Source organism: Enterobacter sp. H2G27 (assembly GCF_054403075.1).
The window spans coordinates 484,339-505,325 of sequence record NZ_JBSVSI010000001.1 but is presented as its reverse complement, the minus strand read 5'-3'; the positions used below and the strand labels follow the sequence as shown (position 1 = coordinate 505,325).

At 54.1% G+C, this 20,987-nt stretch carries 20 protein-coding genes and 1 riboswitch; of the genes, 11 read left to right on the top strand and 9 right to left on the bottom strand.

What is annotated here, in order from left to right; all coding sequences use genetic code 11:
• Positions 1-9: 9 nt before the first annotated feature.
• The 7 genes from ftsL to leuO form a co-directional block, all read right to left on the bottom strand.
• A complete protein-coding gene (gene ftsL / locus ACW9E7_RS02355) occupies positions 10-375 on the bottom strand; it encodes a cell division protein FtsL (protein WP_008501989.1) in 366 nt (121 codons plus the stop codon).
• Positions 372-1,313, bottom strand: coding sequence for a 16S rRNA (cytosine(1402)-N(4))-methyltransferase RsmH (gene rsmH / locus ACW9E7_RS02350; protein WP_021240527.1), 942 nt, complete (start codon positions 1,311-1,313; stop codon positions 372-374). The genes ftsL and rsmH overlap by 4 nt, the downstream gene beginning before the upstream one ends.
• Positions 1,314-1,315: 2 nt before the next feature.
• Positions 1,316-1,774, bottom strand: coding sequence for a division/cell wall cluster transcriptional repressor MraZ (gene mraZ, locus ACW9E7_RS02345; protein ID WP_021240528.1), 459 nt, complete (start codon positions 1,772-1,774; stop codon positions 1,316-1,318).
• A 599-nt stretch (positions 1,775-2,373) separates the two neighbouring features.
• Complete coding sequence (cra, locus tag ACW9E7_RS02340) at positions 2,374-3,381, bottom strand: catabolite repressor/activator (RefSeq protein WP_111964044.1); 1,008 nt, start codon at positions 3,379-3,381, stop codon at positions 2,374-2,376.
• 179 nt (positions 3,382-3,560) lie between these two features.
• A complete protein-coding gene (gene ilvN / locus ACW9E7_RS02335) occupies positions 3,561-4,052 on the bottom strand; it encodes an acetolactate synthase small subunit (protein WP_045907792.1) in 492 nt (163 codons plus the stop codon).
• 1 nt (position 4,053) lies between these two features.
• Complete coding sequence (ilvI, locus tag ACW9E7_RS02330; protein ID WP_115876442.1) at positions 4,054-5,778, bottom strand: acetolactate synthase 3 large subunit; 1,725 nt, start codon at positions 5,776-5,778, stop codon at positions 4,054-4,056.
• A gap of 380 nt (positions 5,779-6,158) precedes the next feature.
• Complete coding sequence (gene leuO, locus ACW9E7_RS02325; protein ID WP_458727198.1) at positions 6,159-7,121, bottom strand: transcriptional regulator LeuO; 963 nt, start codon at positions 7,119-7,121, stop codon at positions 6,159-6,161.
• Positions 7,122-7,709: 588 nt separating this feature from the next.
• Here leuO and leuL point away from each other — a divergent pair.
• The 7 genes from leuL to ACW9E7_RS02290 all read left to right on the top strand — a co-directional run bounded on the left by leuL (position 7,710) and on the right by ACW9E7_RS02290 (position 14,310).
• Positions 7,710-7,796, top strand: coding sequence for a leu operon leader peptide (gene leuL, locus ACW9E7_RS02320; protein ID WP_071786497.1), 87 nt, complete (start codon positions 7,710-7,712; stop codon positions 7,794-7,796).
• A gap of 91 nt (positions 7,797-7,887) precedes the next feature.
• Entirely contained in the window at positions 7,888-9,459 is a 1,572-nt protein-coding gene (leuA, locus tag ACW9E7_RS02315) for a 2-isopropylmalate synthase (protein ID WP_133293776.1), read from the top strand.
• Positions 9,459-10,550, top strand: coding sequence for a 3-isopropylmalate dehydrogenase (leuB, locus tag ACW9E7_RS02310; protein ID WP_111964047.1), 1,092 nt, complete (start codon positions 9,459-9,461; stop codon positions 10,548-10,550). Before leuA ends, leuB begins: the two co-directional genes overlap by 1 nt.
• Positions 10,551-10,552: 2 nt before the next feature.
• Positions 10,553-11,953 (top strand): 3-isopropylmalate dehydratase large subunit, encoded by a 1,401-nt coding sequence (leuC, locus tag ACW9E7_RS02305; RefSeq protein ID WP_458727197.1) that lies wholly within the window; start codon positions 10,553-10,555, stop codon positions 11,951-11,953.
• A gap of 10 nt (positions 11,954-11,963) precedes the next feature.
• Entirely contained in the window at positions 11,964-12,569 is a 606-nt protein-coding gene (gene leuD, locus ACW9E7_RS02300; RefSeq protein ID WP_029741219.1) for a 3-isopropylmalate dehydratase small subunit, read from the top strand.
• Between the two features lie 162 nt (positions 12,570-12,731).
• Positions 12,732-13,622 carry a cation diffusion facilitator family transporter gene (locus ACW9E7_RS02295; protein WP_458727196.1) on the top strand — a complete coding sequence of 297 codons (891 nt, stop codon included), beginning with the start codon at positions 12,732-12,734 and terminating at the stop codon, positions 13,620-13,622.
• A 106-nt stretch (positions 13,623-13,728) separates the two neighbouring features.
• Positions 13,729-14,310 (top strand): cytochrome b/b6 domain-containing protein, encoded by a 582-nt coding sequence (locus ACW9E7_RS02290; RefSeq protein WP_111964050.1) that lies wholly within the window; start codon positions 13,729-13,731, stop codon positions 14,308-14,310.
• 48 nt (positions 14,311-14,358) lie between these two features.
• Here the strand turns inward: ACW9E7_RS02290 and ACW9E7_RS02285 are convergent, their stop codons facing one another.
• The gene (locus ACW9E7_RS02285) at positions 14,359-15,537 is read right to left on the bottom strand and encodes a sugar efflux transporter (RefSeq protein ID WP_133293771.1); all 1,179 of its coding nucleotides are present in this window, start codon (positions 15,535-15,537) and stop codon (positions 14,359-14,361) included.
• 119 nt (positions 15,538-15,656) lie between these two features.
• A complete protein-coding gene (sgrT, locus tag ACW9E7_RS02280) occupies positions 15,657-15,809 on the bottom strand; it encodes a glucose uptake inhibitor SgrT (RefSeq protein WP_023334488.1) in 153 nt (50 codons plus the stop codon).
• 88 nt (positions 15,810-15,897) lie between these two features.
• Between sgrT and sgrR the strand changes: the two genes are divergently transcribed.
• The 4 genes from sgrR to thiQ all read left to right on the top strand — a co-directional run bounded on the left by sgrR (position 15,898) and on the right by thiQ (position 20,976).
• A complete protein-coding gene (sgrR, locus tag ACW9E7_RS02275; protein WP_458727195.1) occupies positions 15,898-17,553 on the top strand; it encodes an HTH-type transcriptional regulator SgrR in 1,656 nt (551 codons plus the stop codon).
• 36 nt (positions 17,554-17,589) lie between these two features.
• A riboswitch (TPP riboswitch) is annotated at positions 17,590-17,690 on the top strand.
• Between the two features lie 31 nt (positions 17,691-17,721).
• On the top strand, positions 17,722-18,705 hold the full coding sequence (gene thiB, locus ACW9E7_RS02270) for a thiamine ABC transporter substrate binding subunit (protein WP_458727194.1): 984 nt from the start codon (positions 17,722-17,724) through the stop codon (positions 18,703-18,705).
• A complete protein-coding gene (gene thiP / locus ACW9E7_RS02265; protein WP_458727193.1) occupies positions 18,681-20,291 on the top strand; it encodes a thiamine/thiamine pyrophosphate ABC transporter permease ThiP in 1,611 nt (536 codons plus the stop codon). The genes thiB and thiP overlap by 25 nt, the downstream gene beginning before the upstream one ends.
• Positions 20,275-20,976 carry a thiamine ABC transporter ATP-binding protein ThiQ gene (gene thiQ, locus ACW9E7_RS02260; RefSeq protein ID WP_111964055.1) on the top strand — a complete coding sequence of 234 codons (702 nt, stop codon included), beginning with the start codon at positions 20,275-20,277 and terminating at the stop codon, positions 20,974-20,976. The genes thiP and thiQ overlap by 17 nt, the downstream gene beginning before the upstream one ends.
• Positions 20,977-20,987 lie beyond the last annotated feature (11 nt).

Genomic DNA, 20,987 nt, shown 5'->3' with positions numbered 1-20,987 from the left:
CGTTTTCCCTTATTTTTGTACTACGATATTTTCCTGCGAAGGATCAACATGCTGCAGTTGCAGCTTTTCCGTTGCGATCCGTTCAACCCGGCTGTGATCGCCGAGCGCGTTTTCTTCAAGGATCAGATTTCGCCATTCAATATCCAGCGCATCGCGTTCCAGTACCATCTGCTCGCGTTGCGCAGTCAATAAACGTGTATGATGGGCGGTGGTCACCACCGTAACTGCCGTGACAATGATGCAAATGAACAGACAGAGTGGCAGTTTCCCAAACCGCAAAAGATCGTCGCCGATCACGCCAGGCAAGGCATGGCGCTCGTTGCTTCCTAACGAATCCTTAACTTTGCTTAGGGTCTCTGTCACTCTGCCGATCATGCGTTCGTCCTCTCTGCAACACGCAGCACTGAACTACGGGCGCGTGGATTCTCTGCCACTTCTTCTTCGCCCGGCATCAACTTGCCTAATGCTCGCAACTGACGGCCACCCAGCTTCCTGAGTTGTTCTTCCGTCATCGGCAGCCCCGCTGGCACCTGTGGACCGCGGCTTTGTTCACGCATAAAGCGTTTCACAATACGGTCTTCCAGCGAATGGAAGCTGATGATGGATAACCGCCCCCCCGGAGCCAGCACGTCGAGCGAGCTTTTTAGCGCCAGCTCTATTTCCTCCAGTTCACTGTTTACCCAGATGCGAACCGCCTGGAAGGTACGGGTCGCGGGATGTTTGTGCTTATCCTTCACCGGTGTCGCCGCCGCGATCACTTCGGCCAACTCTTTGGTGCGGGTCATTGGTTCAATGCGATTACGCTCAACGATGGCGCGCGCGATTCGTTTGCCAAAGCGCTCTTCGCCAAACGTTTTGATGACCCATGCAATATCGGCTTCGTCAGCGGTCTGTAACCACTCAGCGGCAGACTGACCGCGCGTCGGATCCATCCGCATATCTAGCGGACCATCACGCATAAAGGAGAAACCACGTTCGGCATCATCAAGTTGGGGTGAAGAGACGCCAAGATCGAGGAGAATCCCGTCGATCTTGCCCGTCAGGCCGCGCTCAGCAACATAATCTGCGAGCGCAGAGAAAGGTCCATGCACGATGGAAAAGCGTGGGTCATTGATGGTCTGTGCAACCGCAATTGCCTGCGGATCGCGATCGATTGCCAGCAGACGTCCTTCCTCTCCAAGCTGGGAGAGAATCAAACGCGAGTGACCACCGCGACCAAACGTGCCATCAATGTAGATGCCATCCGGACGAATATTCAGACCGTTTACGGCCTCGTCCAGTAACACCGTTTTGTGTTTATAATTTTCCATCATATTTATAGAGACAAGTCCTGCAGCCGTTCCGATAATGTCGCGGAATCAGACTGCTCAGCGTCGATATCTTCCTTGACCTGTTGATACCAGGTCGTTTCATCCCACAGTTCAAATTTGTTGAACTGCCCGACCAGCATCACTTCTTTGGTCAGACCGGCATGTTGCCGTAACACAGGGGCAATCAGTAACCGCCCTGCGTTATCCATCTGACATTCACTGGCATGTCCCAATAACAGCCGCTGCACGCGGCGTTCCTGCGGGTTCATGCTCGACAGTCGCGACAGCTTTTGCTCAATAATTTCCCATTCAGGCAAGGGGTAAAGCAGCAGGCAGGGGGAGTTAATGTCAATGGTGCAAACCATTTGACCCGCAGCGTTCTCGATCAGCTGGTCGCGATATCGGGTTGGTACCGATAAACGCCCTTTGCTGTCGAGATTGACTAACGTTGCTCCACGGAACATGCCAGTCTCACCCCTCCTCACCACTTTAACCCACAAATTCCCACCTAAAGGAGTTTACGGAGCGAGGGAAAAGCTTGTCAAGCCAGGACTCTCCCTGTAAGGACTCGAACGCCCTCTATTTACAGAGATAAACAGTCCTGGTTAATAACTGCACAACTGGCGAGGCAAAATTAACGTTATGAATATTTGTAAGAAAAAAACCGAATATGCACACTAGCGTTAAAGCTCACTCAATATCATCGCAGATAAATATAAAGTGTCAGTTTGCGACGCGGGCAGCATTTTATGACAGATTCTCAGGGGATAACAGCGCCAGATTCACTCTGGCACCGGGTAAGCGCGGCAGTTGCCACGTAAGCAGCTACAGGAGGAGGAAAAACGTCTGAATATTCATCGGCCGAATAGGGTTTGTAACAAAATAATACAAAGATAGCTGTTTAAAATCGCTGAGATGTTCTTTAAAGGACAATTTAAAAGCCAAAATGAATTAAGAAAAATTGGCGATTATCATCTCACAAGAATTATCCTAATTTCTCTCCGGGAATTATCCGGACGATTTATCGCAGCAAAATGGGGCAGACTTTCCCGCCCCGGTCATTTCATTTTTGGCGGCTTAAAATTCCGCGATGATAGAGATTACGTTTGATACGCGTCAGGCCCGGCTTCGGTTTGCGCGGCTCATCCAGGCTTGCCAGCACAATCTCCAGCACGCGTTCAGCCACATCACGGTGACGCTGTGCTACCGCCAGCACCGGACACTGAAGGAAGTCGAGCAGCTCGTTATCCCCAAACGTGGCAATCGCCAGGTCAGAGGGAAGTTTACCTTCACGGCGTAAGGTTACATCCATGACACCCTGCAACAGCGCAAACGACGTGGTGAATAGCGCCTGCGGCATCGGGTGTGTCTCCAGCCATTTTTCGAACAGCTGCGCTGCGGCTTCACGTTCGTAACTGTTGGCATAGAGATAGTTAACCTCGCGCGGATCGTCTTTCCACGCGGTTCTGAACCCCTGCTCACGCAGGAAGCTAACGGAAAGCTCGGGCAGCGCGCCAAGATACAGCACAGTTTCTGCGGGGAAAGTTCGCAGCTCTGCGGCCAGCATTTCTGCATCATCCTGATCCGCACCCACGACGCTGGTGAAATGCTCGCGATCGAGCGCGCGATCCAGCGCAACGATTGGGAACGGGTCGTTCGCCCAGCGCTGGTAGAACGGATGTTCTGGCGGTAGGGAGGTCGAAACAATAATGGCATCCACCTGGCGCTGGAGAAGATGTTCAATGCAGCGCATCTCGTTGTCGGGCTGATCTTCAGAGCAGGCAATCAGCAATTGATAACCGCGCTGGCGCGCCTGACGTTCGAGATAGTTGGCGATACGGGTATAGCTGGTGTTTTCCAGGTCAGGGATCACCAGACCAATAGAGCGGGTGCGCCCGGCGCGCAGACCGGCTGCGACAGCATTCGGATGGTAGTTATGCTCACGAACCACCGCCATAACTTTTTCAACGGTCTTGTCGCTGACACGGTACTGCTTTGCTTTACCGTTAATCACATAGCTGGCCGTTGTTCGTGACACGCCGGCTAGCCGGGCGATTTCATCCAGTTTCACAATTGCCCCTTAAAAAAAGAAAAGAGTCCATGGCCCTGTCAAGGTTATGGTTAAATCTTTTAACATCTAAACGCAGAAAAGCCTTCGCGGCAACCGCTTTTATCTGCGTTGTCGGCTGATTACGCAAAAAAAAGCCCGGCTTTGGTGACCGGGCAGAAAGAGGCGAACCTTTTTGACAACTAACGCATGATTTTCTCGCCGCGTGACAGACCCACTACACCCGATCTCGCGACCTCGACAATTTTTGCCACATCCCGCACGGACGTCAGGAAAGCATCCAGCTTGTCACTTGTCCCGACCAGCTGAACCGTATAAAGAGAAGGCGTAACGTCGATAATTTGTCCGCGGAAAATATCCGCATTACGTTTAACTTCTTCGCGCCCGTAGCCGCTGGCCTGGATTTTCACCAGCATGACCTCACGTTCAACATAGGCCCCCTGCCCCAGCTCGCTCACGCGCAGCACATCAACCAGCTTATGCAGCTGTTTTTCAATCTGTTCTAGCACTTTGGCATCGCCGACAGTTTGGATCGTCATGCGTGACAGCGTTGGGTCTTCCGTTGGGGCAACGGTCAGGCTTTCAATGTTATAGCCGCGCTGCGCAAAAAGGCCAATGACGCGCGACAGTGCGCCAGACTCATTTTCCAGTAAAACCGATAATATCCGGCGCATATCAGGTTCTCTCCGTTTTGCTTAACCACATTTCATCCATACCGCCTCCACGAATATGCATCGGATAAACGTGCTCGGTCCCATCAACAATCACATCCATAAAGACGAGGCGGTTGTTTTTAACGTGCTCAAGCGCTTGCGCGAGCTTTGTTTCCAGCTCTGCCGGATCGGTCACCCGCATGCCAACATGGCCGTAAGCTTCAGCAAGGCGAACAAAATCTGGCAGCGATTTCATGTAGGATTGAGAGTGACGGCCAGAGTAGATCATATCCTGCCACTGCTTCACCATACCGAGATACCCGTTATTCAGGTTCAGCACCAGTACCGGCAGTTCATATTGCAGCGCAGTAGACAGCTCCTGAATGTTCATCTGAATACTGCCGTCCCCCGTTACGCAGACGACGGTTTCATTCGGCAGCGCCAGCTTCACGCCCAACGCGGCAGGCAGACCAAAGCCCATTGTTCCTAAACCACCGGAGTTGATCCAGTGTCGCGGTTTATCAAACGGATAATACAGGGCGGCAAACATCTGATGCTGCCCAACATCTGAGGTTACGTACGCCTCACCTTTCGTCAGTCGCCACACCGCTTCAATGACCGCCTGCGGCTTAATATTTTCACTTTGTGTGTCATATTTCAGGCACTGACGCGCGCGCCACTGTTCAATCTGCTGCCACCAGTCGCGGATCTCATCCAGCGGCTGGGTCGCACTCTCCTGGGCCAGCAGATCCAGCATTTGCTCCAGAACCTGCCGGGCATCACCGACGATAGGCACATCAGCCGATACCGTTTTTGAAATTGACGTTGGATCGATATCAATATGCAGCACGGTAGCGTTAGGGCAATACTTCGCCAGGTTGTTTGTGGTGCGATCGTCAAAACGCACGCCGACGGCAAAAATCACATCGGAATGATGCATCGTCATGTTGGCTTCATAGGTACCGTGCATACCCAGCATACCCAGCGCCTGACGATGGGTTGCGGGGAACGCCCCCAGTCCCATCAGCGACGACGCCACAGGAAGGTTGAGTTTTTCAACCAACTCGCGAAGCTGGGCTTCACAGGCAGCGTTGATCGCCCCGCCTCCGACATAGACCACCGGTTTTTTGGCTGCCAGAAGCGTTTGCAACGCTCGCTTGATCTGCCCTTTGTGCCCCTGCGTTGTTGGGTTATAAGAGCGCATGCTGACCGCTTCCGGCCAGACATATGGCAGCTTGTTTGCCGGGTTGAGGATATCTTTAGGCAGATCGACCACCACCGGTCCAGGGCGTCCGCTCGCCGCCAGCCAGAAAGCTTTCTTCAGTACGCCGGGAATGTCTTCCGTTTGCTTGACCAGGAAGCTGTGCTTCACAACGGGACGCGAAATCCCTACCATGTCGCACTCCTGAAACGCATCGTAACCGATCAGTGAGGTTGCCACCTGCCCGGAGAGGATCACCAGCGGGATAGAGTCCATATACGCTGTCGCAATGCCGGTAATGGCGTTTGTCGCGCCGGGACCGGACGTGACTAATACCACACCCACTTCACCCGTCGCCCGCGCCAGGCCGTCAGCCATGTGTACCGCCGCCTGCTCGTGACGTACCAGAACATGGTCAATGCCCCCTACCGTGTGCAGCGCATCATAAATATCGAGAACCGCGCCGCCAGGGTAGCCGAACACTTGCTTTACGCCCTGATCGATCAGCGACCGAACGACCATTTCCGCGCCAGACAACATCTCCATGGTTTGCCTCCAGGCATTTTGTTATAGACGGAATGCCGAATTCATTTCCGCACCGTCTTACGATTGGGAGAAACCAATCTTATATTTTGCAGAGTGTTCTTTACCTTAACCGCTCGTTATGAGGCAGGCAATTAGCAAACCTGGAGAGATAAACGGTGCGTAAAGCAGAAAAAGCAGCCGTTAACTGAAGATATGGTTAATTCCTCTGGGAATAGAGGATGGGGTGATAAATCATCACTGAAAAGCGCGACAACGCAGGAAATCATCTATTTTTGCGAGCCAGAGAGCAGCCCAAAAAAAAGAACAACAGAACAAAATATCAATTATCTAAAAAAAACCAGGATAAATCACATAATCCGATGCAATTTATCCTGATGCGTTTACCGACGGCAAATGCCCACCAGCAGCTCTTCCATCCACTGATGTCCTTTATCCCGCCCCGCTGCTTCATGCCAGGAAAGATAACAGGTACGGCTATTTAGTTTGAGTGGCAGAGGTAAAATTTGCAGATTTAGAGAGTCAGAAAACTCTTCTGCCAGCCAGCGCGGCGCAATCGCCACCAGCTGTGTCTGTGAGACCACGTTTAATACGCTGACCATAGCCATGCCCTGATAAGCCACGCTTGCCTGTTTATCCGCAGTGTCATACCACGGCAGGCTAAAGGAAGCATATCTGTCGAGTGCAACAACGGCATGCTGCTCGTTATAAACATCGTTTTCGCGCAGCGGAGAATTCAGGCGTGGGTGTTTTTTACTGGCGACCAGAACCATTTCATCTTTAAACAGCGGCACGCAGGAGAATTCCGGACGACGGAACTCTTCATACCCGAGAACGAACTCAATCTCCTGATAGCGTAACTGATGTTCCGTGTTTTGATTCAGGGATGATTTAAAAACAAGATTGATATTTGGTGCGATCTCTTCAACTTTATTATAGATAATCGACGTTAAATAATTATCTAATGGACTACAGACACAAAGATGGAATACGCGCTCGCTGCTTAAGGGTTCAAAGCCCGACCCCGGCAGCTCATTTTGAACCAGTTGCAACGCCTGGCGAATAGAGCCAAACAGCTGGTATGCGCGCGCCGTAGGCTGAATCCCTCTCCCGTAGCGAACAAATAATTCGTCGTTAAACATAAGCTTAAGCCTGGCAACGGCATTACTTACGGCAGGTTGTGACATCCCCAAGGTTTGAGCAGCGCGGGTGATATTCTGTTCCTGCATGACAGCATCAAACACCGTCAGAAGATTCAGATCCACCGTGCGTAACTGCGGTTTAATCCCATCAGTAGCTTGAGGTTGTTTAATATTATTTTCTGGCACTTCTGACTCCACTGTCACGCTACACTCCCTTTGCCATCGCACGGTAATAATCTCGAAAAATATGATTTATCATGCAAATACGATCAGCGAAAGAGAATTATTTAAAATTCGGAATATATAAAGACTCTATATAAATGAAAATTAATGAGCGCAAATGATATGTTTGACTTTAGGAACTGAATGAAACCATAAACTAAACAAATATACAATTGCCATCAGGTTAACGATGACTTAAGTATTATTAAACTGTTAATGCTATCGATCTACAGTTACTTAACATCCTGTTATCTCTTTTCGTTTTTCAACGTCCTGGAATAGATTCGCTGTATTTATAACTTAATGATATCCAAACTCTTTAAGCACAAAGCATTCTCTTCAACACATTTCACTCATTTTAAACAATTATATTTATTTGTTTCTGCAACTCTTTTATTAAGTCCAAAATTAGACAATTAGTCGGGCTACGAAAGCTAAAACCAGCACAATTAGCTAAAGTTAATAACCTGTTGATTCCGTCTCTCGGGCCCGTTTTCATCTTCAGGGGTTGACATGAACAGCCGTATCCAGTACCACTAAAAGCATATTGAATTTAACGGAGCACGATTCATGACACGCACCATTCGTTTCACCGGTCTACTACTACTAAACGCATCCACTGTGCGCGGTAGACTGGCGGGCGAAATTCAGCGTTGAATCGTCACCAGTAAGACTAAAAACCCGCGCCACTGCGCGGGTTTTTTTATGCTCGTAGCAAGGCGCCCTAAGACTGACAAGGACCTAACCCATGAGCCAGCAAGTCATTATTTTCGATACTACTTTACGTGACGGTGAACAGGCATTACAGGCAAGCCTGAGTGTTAAAGAGAAACTGCAGATCGCGCTGGCTCTCGAACGTATGGGTGTCGACGTGATGGAGGTCGGTTTCCCTGTCTCGTCTCCGGGTGATTTCGAATCCGTCCAGACTATCGCCCGCACCATTAAAAACAGCCGCGTATGTGCCCTGGCGCGCTGCGTAGAGAAAGATATCGACGTTGCCGCCGAGTCATTGAAGGTGGCCGAAGCGTTCCGTATCCACACCTTTATTGCGACCTCGCCCATGCACATCGCAACCAAGCTGCGCAGCACGCTGGATGAGGTGATTGAGCGCGCGGTTTACATGGTTAAGCGCGCACGCAACTATACCGATGACGTTGAATTCTCCTGTGAAGATGCGGGCCGTACGCCAATCGAAGACCTGGCGCGCGTCGTCGAAGCCGCCATCAATGCTGGTGCCAAAACCATCAACATTCCGGACACCGTCGGCTACACCATGCCGTTTGAGTTCTCCAACATCATCACCGGCCTGTATGACCGCGTACCAAATATTGATAAGGCAATTATCTCCGTCCACACCCACGATGATTTGGGTCTGGCCGTGGGTAATGCCATCGCCGCCGTCCACGCCGGGGCGCGTCAGGTTGAAGGCGCGATGAACGGCATCGGCGAACGTGCGGGCAACTGTTCGCTGGAAGAAGTGATCATGGCGATCAAAGTACGCAAAGACATCATGAACGTGCACACCCGCATCAATCACAACGAAATCTGGCGCACCAGCCAGACCGTCAGCCAGATTTGCAACATGCCCATTCCGGCCAACAAAGCGATTGTCGGCACTGGCGCCTTCGCACACTCCTCCGGTATTCACCAGGATGGCGTGCTGAAGAACCGTGAAAACTACGAAATCATGACCCCGGAATCCATTGGCCTGAACCAGGTCCAGTTGAACCTGACCTCCCGTTCCGGCCGTGCGGCGGTTAAGCACCGTATGGAAGAGATGGGTTATAAGGACAGCGATTACAACATGGATCAGCTGTATGACGCGTTCCTGAAGCTGGCCGACAAAAAAGGCCAGGTCTTCGACTACGACCTGGAAGCACTGGCCTTTATCAACAAACAGCAGGAAGAGCCGGAGCACTTCCGTCTGGATTACTTCAACGTGCAGTCCGGGTCCAGCGACATCGCTACCGCCTCGGTCAAGCTGGCCTGCGGAGATGAAATTAAAGCAGAGGCAGCTAACGGTAACGGCCCTGTCGATGCGATTTACCAGGCGATTAATCGCGTCACCGAGTACGACGTTGAGCTGGTCAAATATGACCTGACGGCCAAGGGCCACGGCAAAGATGCGCTGGGTCAGGTAGATATCGTGGTTAATTACAACGGCCGCCGCTTCCATGGCGTGGGCCTGGCGACAGATATCGTTGAATCCTCCGCGAAGGCGATGGTGCATGTTCTGAACAACATCTGGCGCGCCGCCGAAGTCGAAAAAGAGTTGCAACGCAAAGCTCAGAATAAAGAGAACAACAAGGAAACCGTGTAATGTCGAAGAATTACCATATTGCTGTGTTGCCGGGTGACGGTATTGGCCCGGAAGTGATGGCACAGGCGCTGAAAGTACTGGAAGCCGTTCGCGCGCGTTTTGCGATGAAAATCACCACCAGCCACTACGACGTGGGTGGTATTGCGATTGATAACCACGGTACACCGCTGCCGAAAGCGACCGTGGAAGGCTGTGAAAATGCCGATGCCGTGCTGTTTGGTTCCGTCGGTGGCCCGAAATGGGAACACCTGCCGCCAGCAGAGCAGCCAGAGCGCGGCGCGCTGCTGCCGCTGCGTAAACACTTCAAGCTGTTCAGCAACCTGCGTCCGGCTAAGCTGTATCAGGGTCTGGAAGAGTTCTGCCCGCTGCGCGCGGATATCGCCGCCAACGGTTTCGACATTCTGTGCGTGCGTGAACTGACCGGCGGGATCTATTTTGGTCAGCCAAAAGGGCGCGAAGGCAGCGGTCAGCATGAAAAAGCTTTCGACACCGAGGTGTATCACCGTTTCGAAATTGAACGTATCGCCCATATCGCCTTTGAGTCTGCGCGTAAGCGCCGCCATAAAGTGACCTCAATTGACAAAGCGAACGTGCTGCAGTCTTCCATTCTGTGGCGCGAGATCGTCAGTGAAGTCGCTAAACAGTATCCGGATGTAGCGCTGTCGCACATGTACATCGACAACGCGACCATGCAGCTGATTAAAGATCCGTCCCAGTTTGACGTGCTGCTGTGCTCCAACCTGTTCGGCGATATTCTCTCTGACGAGTGCGCAATGATCACCGGCTCCATGGGGATGCTGCCATCCGCAAGCCTGAATGAAGAAGGCTTTGGTCTGTACGAGCCTGCGGGCGGCTCCGCGCCGGATATCGCGGGTAAAAACATCGCTAACCCGATTGCGCAGATCCTCTCCCTGGCCCTGCTGCTGCGCTACAGCCTGGATGCAGACGATGCAGCAACCGCAATTGAACACGCCATTAACCGGGCGTTAGAAGAAGGCGTCCGTACCGGCGATTTAGCACGCGGCACGGCGGCAGTCAGTACCGATGAAATGGGCGACATCATTGCCCGCTATGTCGCTGAAGGGGTGTAATCATGGCTAAGACGTTATATGAAAAGTTGTTTGATGCGCACGTTGTTTACGAGGCACCAAACGAAACCCCGCTGCTGTACATTGACCGTCATCTGGTACACGAAGTGACCTCTCCTCAGGCATTTGACGGCCTGCGCGCGCACAAGCGTCCGGTACGTCAGCCGGGTAAAACCTTCGCAACGATGGATCACAACGTTTCCACCCAGACCAAAGACATTAATGCCTCGGGTGAGATGGCGCGTATCCAGATGCAGGAGCTGATTAAGAACTGTAACGATTTTGGCGTTGAGCTGTACGACCTGAACCATCCTTATCAGGGCATCGTCCACGTGATGGGGCCTGAGCAAGGGATCACCTTGCCTGGCATGACCATCGTCTGCGGTGATTCCCATACCGCGACACACGGCGCGTTTGGCGCTCTGGCGTTCGGGATTGGCACCTCAGAGGTTGAACACGTTCTGGCGACGCAGACCCTGAAGCAGGGCCGTGCCAAAACGATGAAGATTGAAGTGAAGGGCAAAGCGGCACCTGGCATTACCGCGAAAGATATCGTGCTGGCGATTATCGGTAAAACCGGCAGCGCAGGCGGTACAGGCCACGTCGTTGAGTTCTGCGGAGACGCTATCCAGGCGCTGAGCATGGAGGGGCGCATGACCCTGTGCAACATGGCCATTGAGATGGGCGCCAAAGCCGGTCTGGTCGCGCCAGATGAAACGACCTTCAACTATGTGAAGGGCCGTCTGCACGCGCCAAAAGGTCAGGATTTTGACGACGCGGTAGCATACTGGAAAACCCTGAAAACCGACGATGGGGCAACGTTTGATACCGTTGTCACGCTGCAGGCAGAAGAGATTGCGCCGCAGGTGACCTGGGGGACCAACCCGGGTCAGGTGATTTCCGTCAACGACTCTATTCCAGATCCTGCTTCCTTTGCCGATCCGGTCGAGCGCGCCAGTGCGGAAAAAGCGCTGGCCTATATGGGGCTGAAGCCCGGCGTGCCGTTGACCGACGTGACCATTGATAAAGTCTTTATCGGTTCTTGCACTAACTCCCGCATCGAAGATTTGCGCGCGGCGGCAGAGATTGCCAAAGGCCGTAAAGTCGCGCCGGGCGTGCAGGCGCTGGTGGTTCCAGGCTCTGGTCCGGTGAAAGCCCAGGCGGAAGCCGAAGGTCTGGATAAGATCTTTATCGAAGCGGGCTTCGAGTGGCGCCTGCCTGGCTGCTCCATGTGTCTGGCCATGAATAACGATCGCCTGAATCCGGGTGAGCGCTGCGCCTCCACCAGCAACCGTAACTTTGAAGGCCGTCAGGGCCGCGGTGGGCGTACCCATCTGGTCAGCCCGGCAATGGCCGCCGCTGCGGCAGTCACCGGCCATTTCGCCGATATTCGCAGCCTGAAATAAGGAGACAATCATGGCAGAGAAATTTACCCAACATACGGGCCGGGTTGTCCCGCTGGACGCCGCTAACGTCGATACTGACGCTATTATTCCGAAACAATTTCTGCAGAAGGTGACGCGTACCGGCTTTGGCGCGCACCTGTTCAACGACTGGCGTTTCCTGGACGACAAAGGCGAAGTGCCTAATCCGGAATTCGTTCTGAACTTCCCTGAGTACAAAGGCGCCTCCATTTTACTGGCCCGAGAAAACTTTGGCTGCGGCTCATCCCGCGAACACGCCCCGTGGGCGCTCACCGATTACGGCTTCAAAGTGGTCATCGCCCCAAGCTTCGCGGATATTTTTTACGGTAACAGCTTCAACAACCAGCTGCTGCCGGTGACGCTGAGCGATGAACAGGTCGATGAGTTGTTCGCGCTGGTTAAGGCGAATCCGGGTATTTCGTTTGAAGTGGATCTGGAAGCGGAAGTGGTGAAAGCCGGGGATAAAACCTACAGCTTCAGCATTGATGCGTTCCGCCGTCACTGCATGCTGAACGGTCTGGACAGCATAGGTTTAACTCTCCAGCACGAAGCGGCGATTGCCACTTACGAAAACAAACAACCTGCATTTATGAAGTAATCCTCCGGCCTGCAGTGCACTCTGCAGGCCGCGTTTTATCCCAATACCCGCCCTCCTTCTGTAAATATTCCCAAACCCAGCCAATAATGACATTATATTTAACGTCAATTTAATGTTTCCTGCGCAGAATAATCGCTCAATCAGTTGGTAGCGGAAATCATCATGGAAAAGAAAAATGGCAATGAGTCTCACATCCGTTCTCGGGAAATACACAAATGCACATTAGTAAGCGTGATAATAAATATTTTACTCACTTGCTTTCAGATAGTTGCAGGAATATTCTCCGGTTCACAGGGATTAATTGCTGATGGGATTCATTCTCTTTCCGATTTATCTTCTGACTTTGTCGTTCTGATTGCGAATAAAAAGAGTCAGAAAGCCTCTGATATCGATCATCATTACGGTCATCTGCGTTTCGAAAACGGTGCAAAGCTTATTATTGGCGCTATTCTGCTGCTCGTGGGGGTCGGGATGCTCTGGTCCGCTGGCAATAAACTGCTTAATCCCGAGACGCATCAGGTGGTGAAAGGGGCCGCTTTGTGGGTGGCGATACTGGCGCTGGTGGTGAAGGAGAGTCTGTTCAGATACATGTTTGCCACGGGAAAACGTATTCAGTCCTCGCTGCTGATAGCCAATGCCTGGCATGCCCGTTCTGACGCAGCGTCGTCAGTGGTTGTCGCCATCGGTATTGCCGGGAATTTAGTGGGCTTTCACGCTATGGACCTGATTGCGGCCCTGATTGTCGGAGTGTTCATCGCCCATATGGGTTACAAATTCTCTGCCGATGCCCTGCACGATCTGATGGACCGTTCGCTTGAACCCGAACTGGAGCACGATATCAAAACGTGTCTTCTCTCAACCGAAGGCGTCACCGGACTCCATGATTTAAAAACCCGCAAGATGGGCGATTTAGCCCTTGTCGATGTCCATCTGGAAGTGAACGGCGAATTAAGCGTAAAAGAAGGGCATCAGATTGCCGTCAATGCCAGAAACAACGTGATGCAAAAATTCAATGTGCTGAACGTGATGACGCATATTGATCCTGCTCGCTAATCGGAACGCATAAATACAGTGTGACGCTACTCATCGTTAAGGTTTCGTTAATTAATCTGCGTCACACTGCATCGCATCAGCTCTCTCATTATTGAGGTAAAAAGCGATGAACCCAACGCTACGTAATACGCTTCCCCATAAAGAAACACCTTTTCTTCGCGTACTGCACATTCTTGTAGCCATACTGGTGCTGGCCCAAATTATCAATTCTAATTTCACCGAAAGCGAGGCCCTCCACGAATCCGGACTGAACGGAATTGTCACCTGGATCCATGTTATCTCAGGGTTTGGTTTAATTTTTTGTGGTATTGCCATGATGGCATGGATGTTAACCCAACGCGGATTTAAGTATTACTACGCCTGGCTGGCGCTGGATTTTCGTGGAATCGTTGAAGATATTCGCACCCTCGCGCAGCGTCAGTTACCTGACGCGCATGCTGGCGGTATGGCGGCAACGGTGCAAGGTCTGGGTGTGCTGGCGCTGCTGGGCGTTGCACTTTGCGGCGCGGCCTGGTTCGTGCTGAACGCCACGCTTGGGCCGGTTTCGTCCGTCACGGAATCCGTCTTAGATTTGCATAAATTCCTGACAGTTTTTATTGAGACATATTTCTGGGCACACGGCTTCATGGGACTCGTTCATATGTACCTGACGCTACGCGCGCAGCGTAAATATCAGTATTCCGAATAAAACGCTTCGCAGAGCCCGGCGCTCCCGGGCTCCGTTTCATTCATCCGATCACACGTCTTTTACGCGGCAGGTCAGCAGGAGCGTCACGACGGATAGCGCCGCAATCATCCAGTAGACCGACGCATGGCCATAGCTTTGCGCTAGCGCCCCCTGAATCACGCCCGCCAGGATCACGCCGGTTGAAATACTGTTGGTAAAAAGCGTCGTTGCCGAGCCTGCACGGCCGGGCATCAGATCCTGGAACCAGAGCATGCCGATCCCGGCAACAATTCCTATAAACACGGCGTTAAACAGCTGCAGCGCCAGCAACGCTTCACGCGAATGGAAAAGGATCAACCCCGCGTAGAACAGTACCCCGGCCGCCACGGCGACGATCATCATCCGACGCTTTCCAAAGCGCTTAACGTAATAGCCCGCCAGAATCATCGCCGGAATTTCCAGCCCGGCAGCGGTTCCCATCAAGATCCCCGCGAGCTTGTCCGGTAAGCCCAGATCGCTGCTGATCCACAGCGGCATATCAATAATGTACATGGTGTTGCAGGTCCACATCAGCGTCGAGGCAATAAACAACATGCGGACGTTCTTGTCCTGCCAGCCGCTCACCTGGGTAACAGGTTTATCCGTCGCCTGTTCGACGCGGGCCACGGACGGCAGTGCGAAGGCTATCAGCGCCAGGCTGATGACAAAAATCCCTGCCGCAATGGAGAACATGGTGGTAAAGCCATAGTTCAACGCCAGCATAAAGGCCAGCGGCGGACCAATGACCCACGCCAGCGAGAGCTGGGCACGCATCACCGAGCTGAACATCACCACTTCCCGCGCGGAGTTATCCGCATATTCACGGGCCAGGGCGAACAGCTGCGGCATAGCGGTGTTCGCCAGCGACGCCAGCAGCACGCCGCAGGTAATGAGCGTCAGATAATGACGATTGAAGGCAAAGAGCAGCGCGTTGCCCACGGCCATGGCGCAGCAAAAGAGGATTAGCCTGCGGCGATCGCCCTGACTGTCCGATCGTTTCGCCAGCGCGAGGCTGACCAGGATCCCGGCAATGGCGTTGACGGTATAAAACAGGCCGACCCAAAACGGCTGCGCCCCTACCTCGCGGCTGAGAAACAGGCTCAGCGTCGGCGCCTGAAGCGCCCCCGCCACGCCCATCATAAAGGCCACCAGCATAAAAGCGGCATACACGCCGTTCAGGCGTCGCCCCATCGTCATCAACCACAGCATGCGCAAGTCCTTGTGAAAGCGAATCGAAATTGGGTGAATAGTAAACGAAAAAAGCCAGCAAAAACATTTTGCTGGCGGGTGATAAGCACCAATACTCAGTCACACATGATCGAGGCGAGTTAGCGGGAAGAGGTCGGTGTCGTAACGTCCCACTGCATCAATTCTTCTAACGTTTTCAGCCGTTGCTCTGCACACCGGCGGGCCAGCCAGGACGATCCTTTTGTCGCTGAAAAGTACTGCTGATAAAACTGACGTGCGGTAGACCTCTTCATAATTTACCTCCTCGCTTCATCGAGGAGAATTATTGGCCTAATATAGGGATAAATAAATTGCTGGTTTTTTGTCAGGAGTTCCCCTTTTATGCCTTCCGGTCGTCTGCAACAACAGTTTATCCGCCTCTGGCAGTGCTGCGAGGGGCAATCGCAGGAGACCACGCTCAACGAGCTGGCGGACCTGCTTAGCTGTTCCCGCCGCCATATGCGCACGCTGCTCAACACCATGCAGCAGCAGGGGTGGTTAAGCTGGGAAGCGGAAGCGGGACGCGGCAAACGCTCGCGACTGACCTTCCTGTATACCGGACTGGCGTTGCAGCAGCAGCGCGCAGAAGATCTGCTCGAACAGGACCGCATCGATCAGCTGGTCCAGCTGGTGGGCGACAAGGCCGCCGTGCGCCAGATGCTGGTCTCCCATCTCGGACGCAGCTTTCGTCAGGGCCGACACATTCTGCGGGTGCTCTACTACCGTCCGATGAAAAATCTTTTGCCCGGCACGGCGTTACGCCGCTCGGAAACCCACATGGCCCGACAAATCTTCAGCGGCCTGACGCGCATAAATGAGGAAAACGGGGAACTGGAGGCGGATATTGCCCATCACTGGCAGCAGCTTTCCCCGCGCCACTGGCGCTTCTTCTTACGCCCCGGCATCCACTTTCACCACGGCCGCGAGCTGGAAATGCACGACGTCATCGCCTCTCTGGAACGCGCCCGCAGGCTGCCGCTCTACTCGCATATTTCGCGCATCCATTCCCCCACGGCCTGGACGCTGGACATTGAGCTGTCGCAGCAGGACAAGTGGCTTCCCTGGCTGCTGGGCTATGTACCGTCGATGATTTTGCCCGGCGAGTGGGAATCGATGAACAATTTTGCCAGCCTGCCAATTGGCACCGGGCCCTACGCCGTGTCCCGCAATAACAGCAACCAGCTGAAAATCCGCGCGTTCGATGACTACTTTGGCTATCGGGCGCTGATCGACGAAGTGAACGTGTGGGTATTGCCTGATCTCAATGAAGACCTGAGCTGCGGTCTGACGCTTGAAGGCCCCACCACCGGAGAAAAGGCCGTGGAGAGCCGCCTGGAGGAAGGATGCTACTATCTCCTGTTTGACCGCCGCACCCACCGCGGGGCAAACCAGGGCGTCCGCAAGTGGATCAGCCACGTGCTGTCCCCTTCCAATCTGATCTACCATGCGGAAGAGCAGTACCAGACATACTGGTTTCCGGCCTACGGTCTGCTTCCGCGCTGGCACCACGCCCGGCCGTCGCACTGCGACAAACCCGCAGGGCTGGAGTCCATCACCCTGACCTACTACCGCGAGCACGTGGAGCATCGTTTTATCGCGAGGATCATGACCCGCTTGCTGGCAGCCGAGGGGGTCAAGTTAGAGGTAAGAGAAGTGGACTATGACGAATGGCATCAGGGAGAGATCGCCAGCGATATCTGGCTCAACAGCGCTAATTTTACCCTGCCGCTCGATTTTTCATTATTTTCACATCTGTATGAAGTACCGCTGATCCAGCACTGCATCGATCGGGACTGGCAGCAGGACGCCGCCCTGTGGCGATCGGGCGAGATGAACCTTGCCGTTTGGTGCCAGCAGCTGCTGGCCGAGCAGGCGATCGTCCCGCTGATCCACCACTGGCTGATGATCCAGGGCCAGCGCAGCATGCGCGGCCTGCGGATGAACACCCTGGGCTGGTTTGATTTTAAATCCGCCTGGTTTGCGCCCCCGGAGCCATAACGCTTTCGTAATATTCACCAAATCATTACAATAGCGCCGTTCTCAACGGGGTGCTGCATCACAGATGTGCGCTGAGATAATACCCGTCGAACCTGATCCGGATAACGCCGGCGAAGGGATTTGAGGCTGTCGCTCAAAATCCTTTGCCACTCAACCTTGAGGTGCAAAGTGTTAAAAAAAGTTCTTCCCCTGCTGGCGCTGTTTGCGCTGCCTGCTTTTGCGAAGCCCGTCCTGACGGTCTACACCTATGACTCCTTCTCTGCCGACTGGGGCCCTGGCCCGGTGGTTAAAAAAGCCTTTGAAGCGGACTGTAACTGCGAGCTGAAGTTCGTGGCTCTGGAAGATGGCGTGTCGCTGCTCAACCGTCTGCGTATGGAAGGGAAAAACAGCAAGGCCGACGTGGTGCTCGGGCTGGATAACAACCTGCTGGAAGCCGCCTCGCAAACCAAACTGTTTGCCAAAAGCGGCGTAGCGGCAAATGCCGTTAACGTGCCGGGCGGCTGGAAAAACGACACCTTTGTGCCGTTCGACTATGGCTACTTTGCTTTTGTTTACGACAAAAATAAGCTGAAAAACCCGCCGAAGAGCCTGAAAGAGCTGGTGGAAAGTGACCAGAAATGGCGCGTGATTTATGAAGATCCGCGCACCAGTACGCCAGGCCTGGGCCTGCTGCTGTGGATGCAAAAGGTTTATGGGGATAAAGCGCCGGAGGCGTGGCAGAAACTGGCCGCTAAAACCGTCACCGTCACCAAAGGCTGGAGCGAAGCCTACGGCCTGTTCCTCAAAGGCGAAAGCGACCTGGTGCTGAGCTACACCACCTCTCCGGCCTACCACATTATCGCCGAGAAGAAAGATAACTACGCTGCCGCTAATTTTGCTGAAGGGCACTATCTGCAGGTGGAAGTGGCCGCGCGTACCGCTGCCAGCAAACAGCCGGAGCTGGCCGAGAAGTTCCTGAAGTTTATGGTTTCACCGGCGTTCCAGAATGCGATTCCCGCAGGCAACTGGATGTATCCGGTTACGAACGTTGCGCTGCCCGCAGGTTTCGAGCAGCTGACCAAACCAAACACCTCGCTGGAGTTTACGCCGCAGCAGGTCGCCGCGCAGCGTGCAGCATGGGTAAGTGAATGGCAACGCGCCGTCAGCCGTTGATTCCCGGCTGGTTACTTCCCGGGCTGCTCGCCGCCACAGTGATGGTGGCGGTCAGCCTGGGGGCTTTTCTTGCACTGTGGTTTAACGCGCCAGAGAGCGACCTGCTCGCCCTCTGGCACGACAGCTACCTCTGGCACGTTATCCGGTTCTCCTTCTGGCAGGCGTCCCTTTCAGCCCTGCTGTCGGCGATCCCGGCCATTTTTCTGGCGCGCGCCCTGTATCGGCGGCGTTTTCCCGGCAGGCTGGCACTGCTGCGCCTGTGCGCCATGACGCTGATCCTGCCCGTGCTGGTGGCGGTATTTGGTATCCTCAGCGTTTACGGTCGCCAGGGCTGGCTGGCTTCGCTGTTCGGCCAGCTTGGTCTGGAATGGTCATTCTCTCCTTACGGACTGCAGGGCATTCTGCTCGCGCACGTGTTTTTCAATATGCCGATGGCAACGCGCCTCTTCTTGCAGGCGCTGGAGAACATTCCCGGCGAGCAGCGCCAGGTTGCTGCCCAGCTCGGCATGCGCGGCGTGTCGTTCTTCCGCTTTGTCGAATGGCCGTGGCTGCGCCGCCAGATCCCGCCCGTCGCGGCGTTAATCTTTATGCTCTGCTTTGCCAGCTTTGCCACCGTGCTGTCGCTCGGCGGCGGGCCGCAGGCCACCACTATTGAGCTGGCGATTTACCAGGCGCTGAGTTACGACTACGATCCCGGTCGCGCCGCGCTGCTGGCGATGGTGCAGATGGCGTGCTGCCTTGTGCTGGTCCTTTTGAGCCAGCGGCTGAGTAAAGCCATTCCCGCGGGCAGTAATCAAATAACCGGCTGGCGCGATCCGCAGGACAGCCTGCACAGCCGCGTTACCGATTTTATCCTGATCGCGCTGGCGCTCCTGCTTCTGCTGCCGCCGCTGATGGCCGTTATCGTTGACGGACTGAACCTCAATCTCATGGCAGTCCTGCAACAGCCCGTTCTCTGGCAGGCCACCTGGACCTCGCTGCGTATCGCGCTGGCTGCCGGATTACTGTGCGTCCTCCTGACCATGATGCTGCTGTGGAGCAGCCGTGAGCTCTACGCCCGCCAGGCGCAAAAAGCCGGACAAATGCTGGAGCTGACGGGCATGCTGATCCTGGCGATGCCGGGCATCGTGCTGGCAACGGGCTTCTTTTTACTGTTTAACAGCACCTTCGGCATGCCGGAAAGGGCCGATGGCATTGTGATTTTCACCAACGCCTTAATGGCCATCCCCTACGCGCTTAAGGTGCTGGAAAACCCGATGCGCGACGTCAACAGCCGCTACGATTTGCTGTGTCAGTCGCTGGGCATGCAAGGCTGGCAGCGGCTGAAGGTAGTCGAACTGCGCGCGCTAAAACGCCCGCTGGCGCAGGCGCTGGCGTTTGCCTGCGTGCTCTCTATTGGAGACTTTGGCGTCGTGGCGCTGTTCGGCAATGACGATTTCCGCACGCTGCCGTACTGGCTTTATCAGCAAATCGGCTCTTACCGCAGTCAGGACGGCGCGGTCACCGCGCTGTTACTGCTGCTGCTGTGCTTTGCCTTATTTACCGTTATCGAAAAACTCCCGGGGCGAGATGTTAAAACTGACTGATGTAACCTGGCTCTATCAGCATCTGCCGATGCGCTTCACGCTCTCCGTTCAGCAGGGCGAGCGGATTGCGGTGCTTGGCCCAAGCGGTGCCGGGAAAAGCACCTTGCTCAATTTGATCGCCGGTTTTCTGCAACCTGCCAGCGGGTCGATAGCCATCGATAATCGTGATTTCACCAACGCCCCTCCGGCTAAACGTCCTGTGTCGATGCTGTTTCAGGAAAACAACCTCTTCACCCATCTGACGGTGCGGCAAAACATCGCGCTGGGAATGCATCCGGGGCTCAGGCTGAACGATGCCCAACGCGAAAAACTTGAAGTGATTGCCGGACAGATGGGGATCACCGAATTCATCGACAGGCTGCCGGGCGAGCTCTCCGGCGGCCAGCGTCAGCGCGTGGCGCTGGCGCGTTGTCTGGTGCGCGAGCAGCCGCTGCTGCTGCTGGATGAGCCCTTCTCGGCGCTCGATCCCGCGCTGCGTCAGGAGATGCTCGCCCTGGTGCAGGAGGTCTGCCAGCGTCAGCAGCTTACGATGCTGATGGTTTCGCACAGTATTGAGGATGCAGCACGGATTGCGCCGAGATCGGTGGTCGTTGCAGAAGGGCGAATTGCGTGGGATGGGAAGACGGAAGAGCTGCTCAGTGGTCAAGCGGGGGCGTCTTCACTGTTGGGCATTCGTGCGGTCTGATGCCATCACCC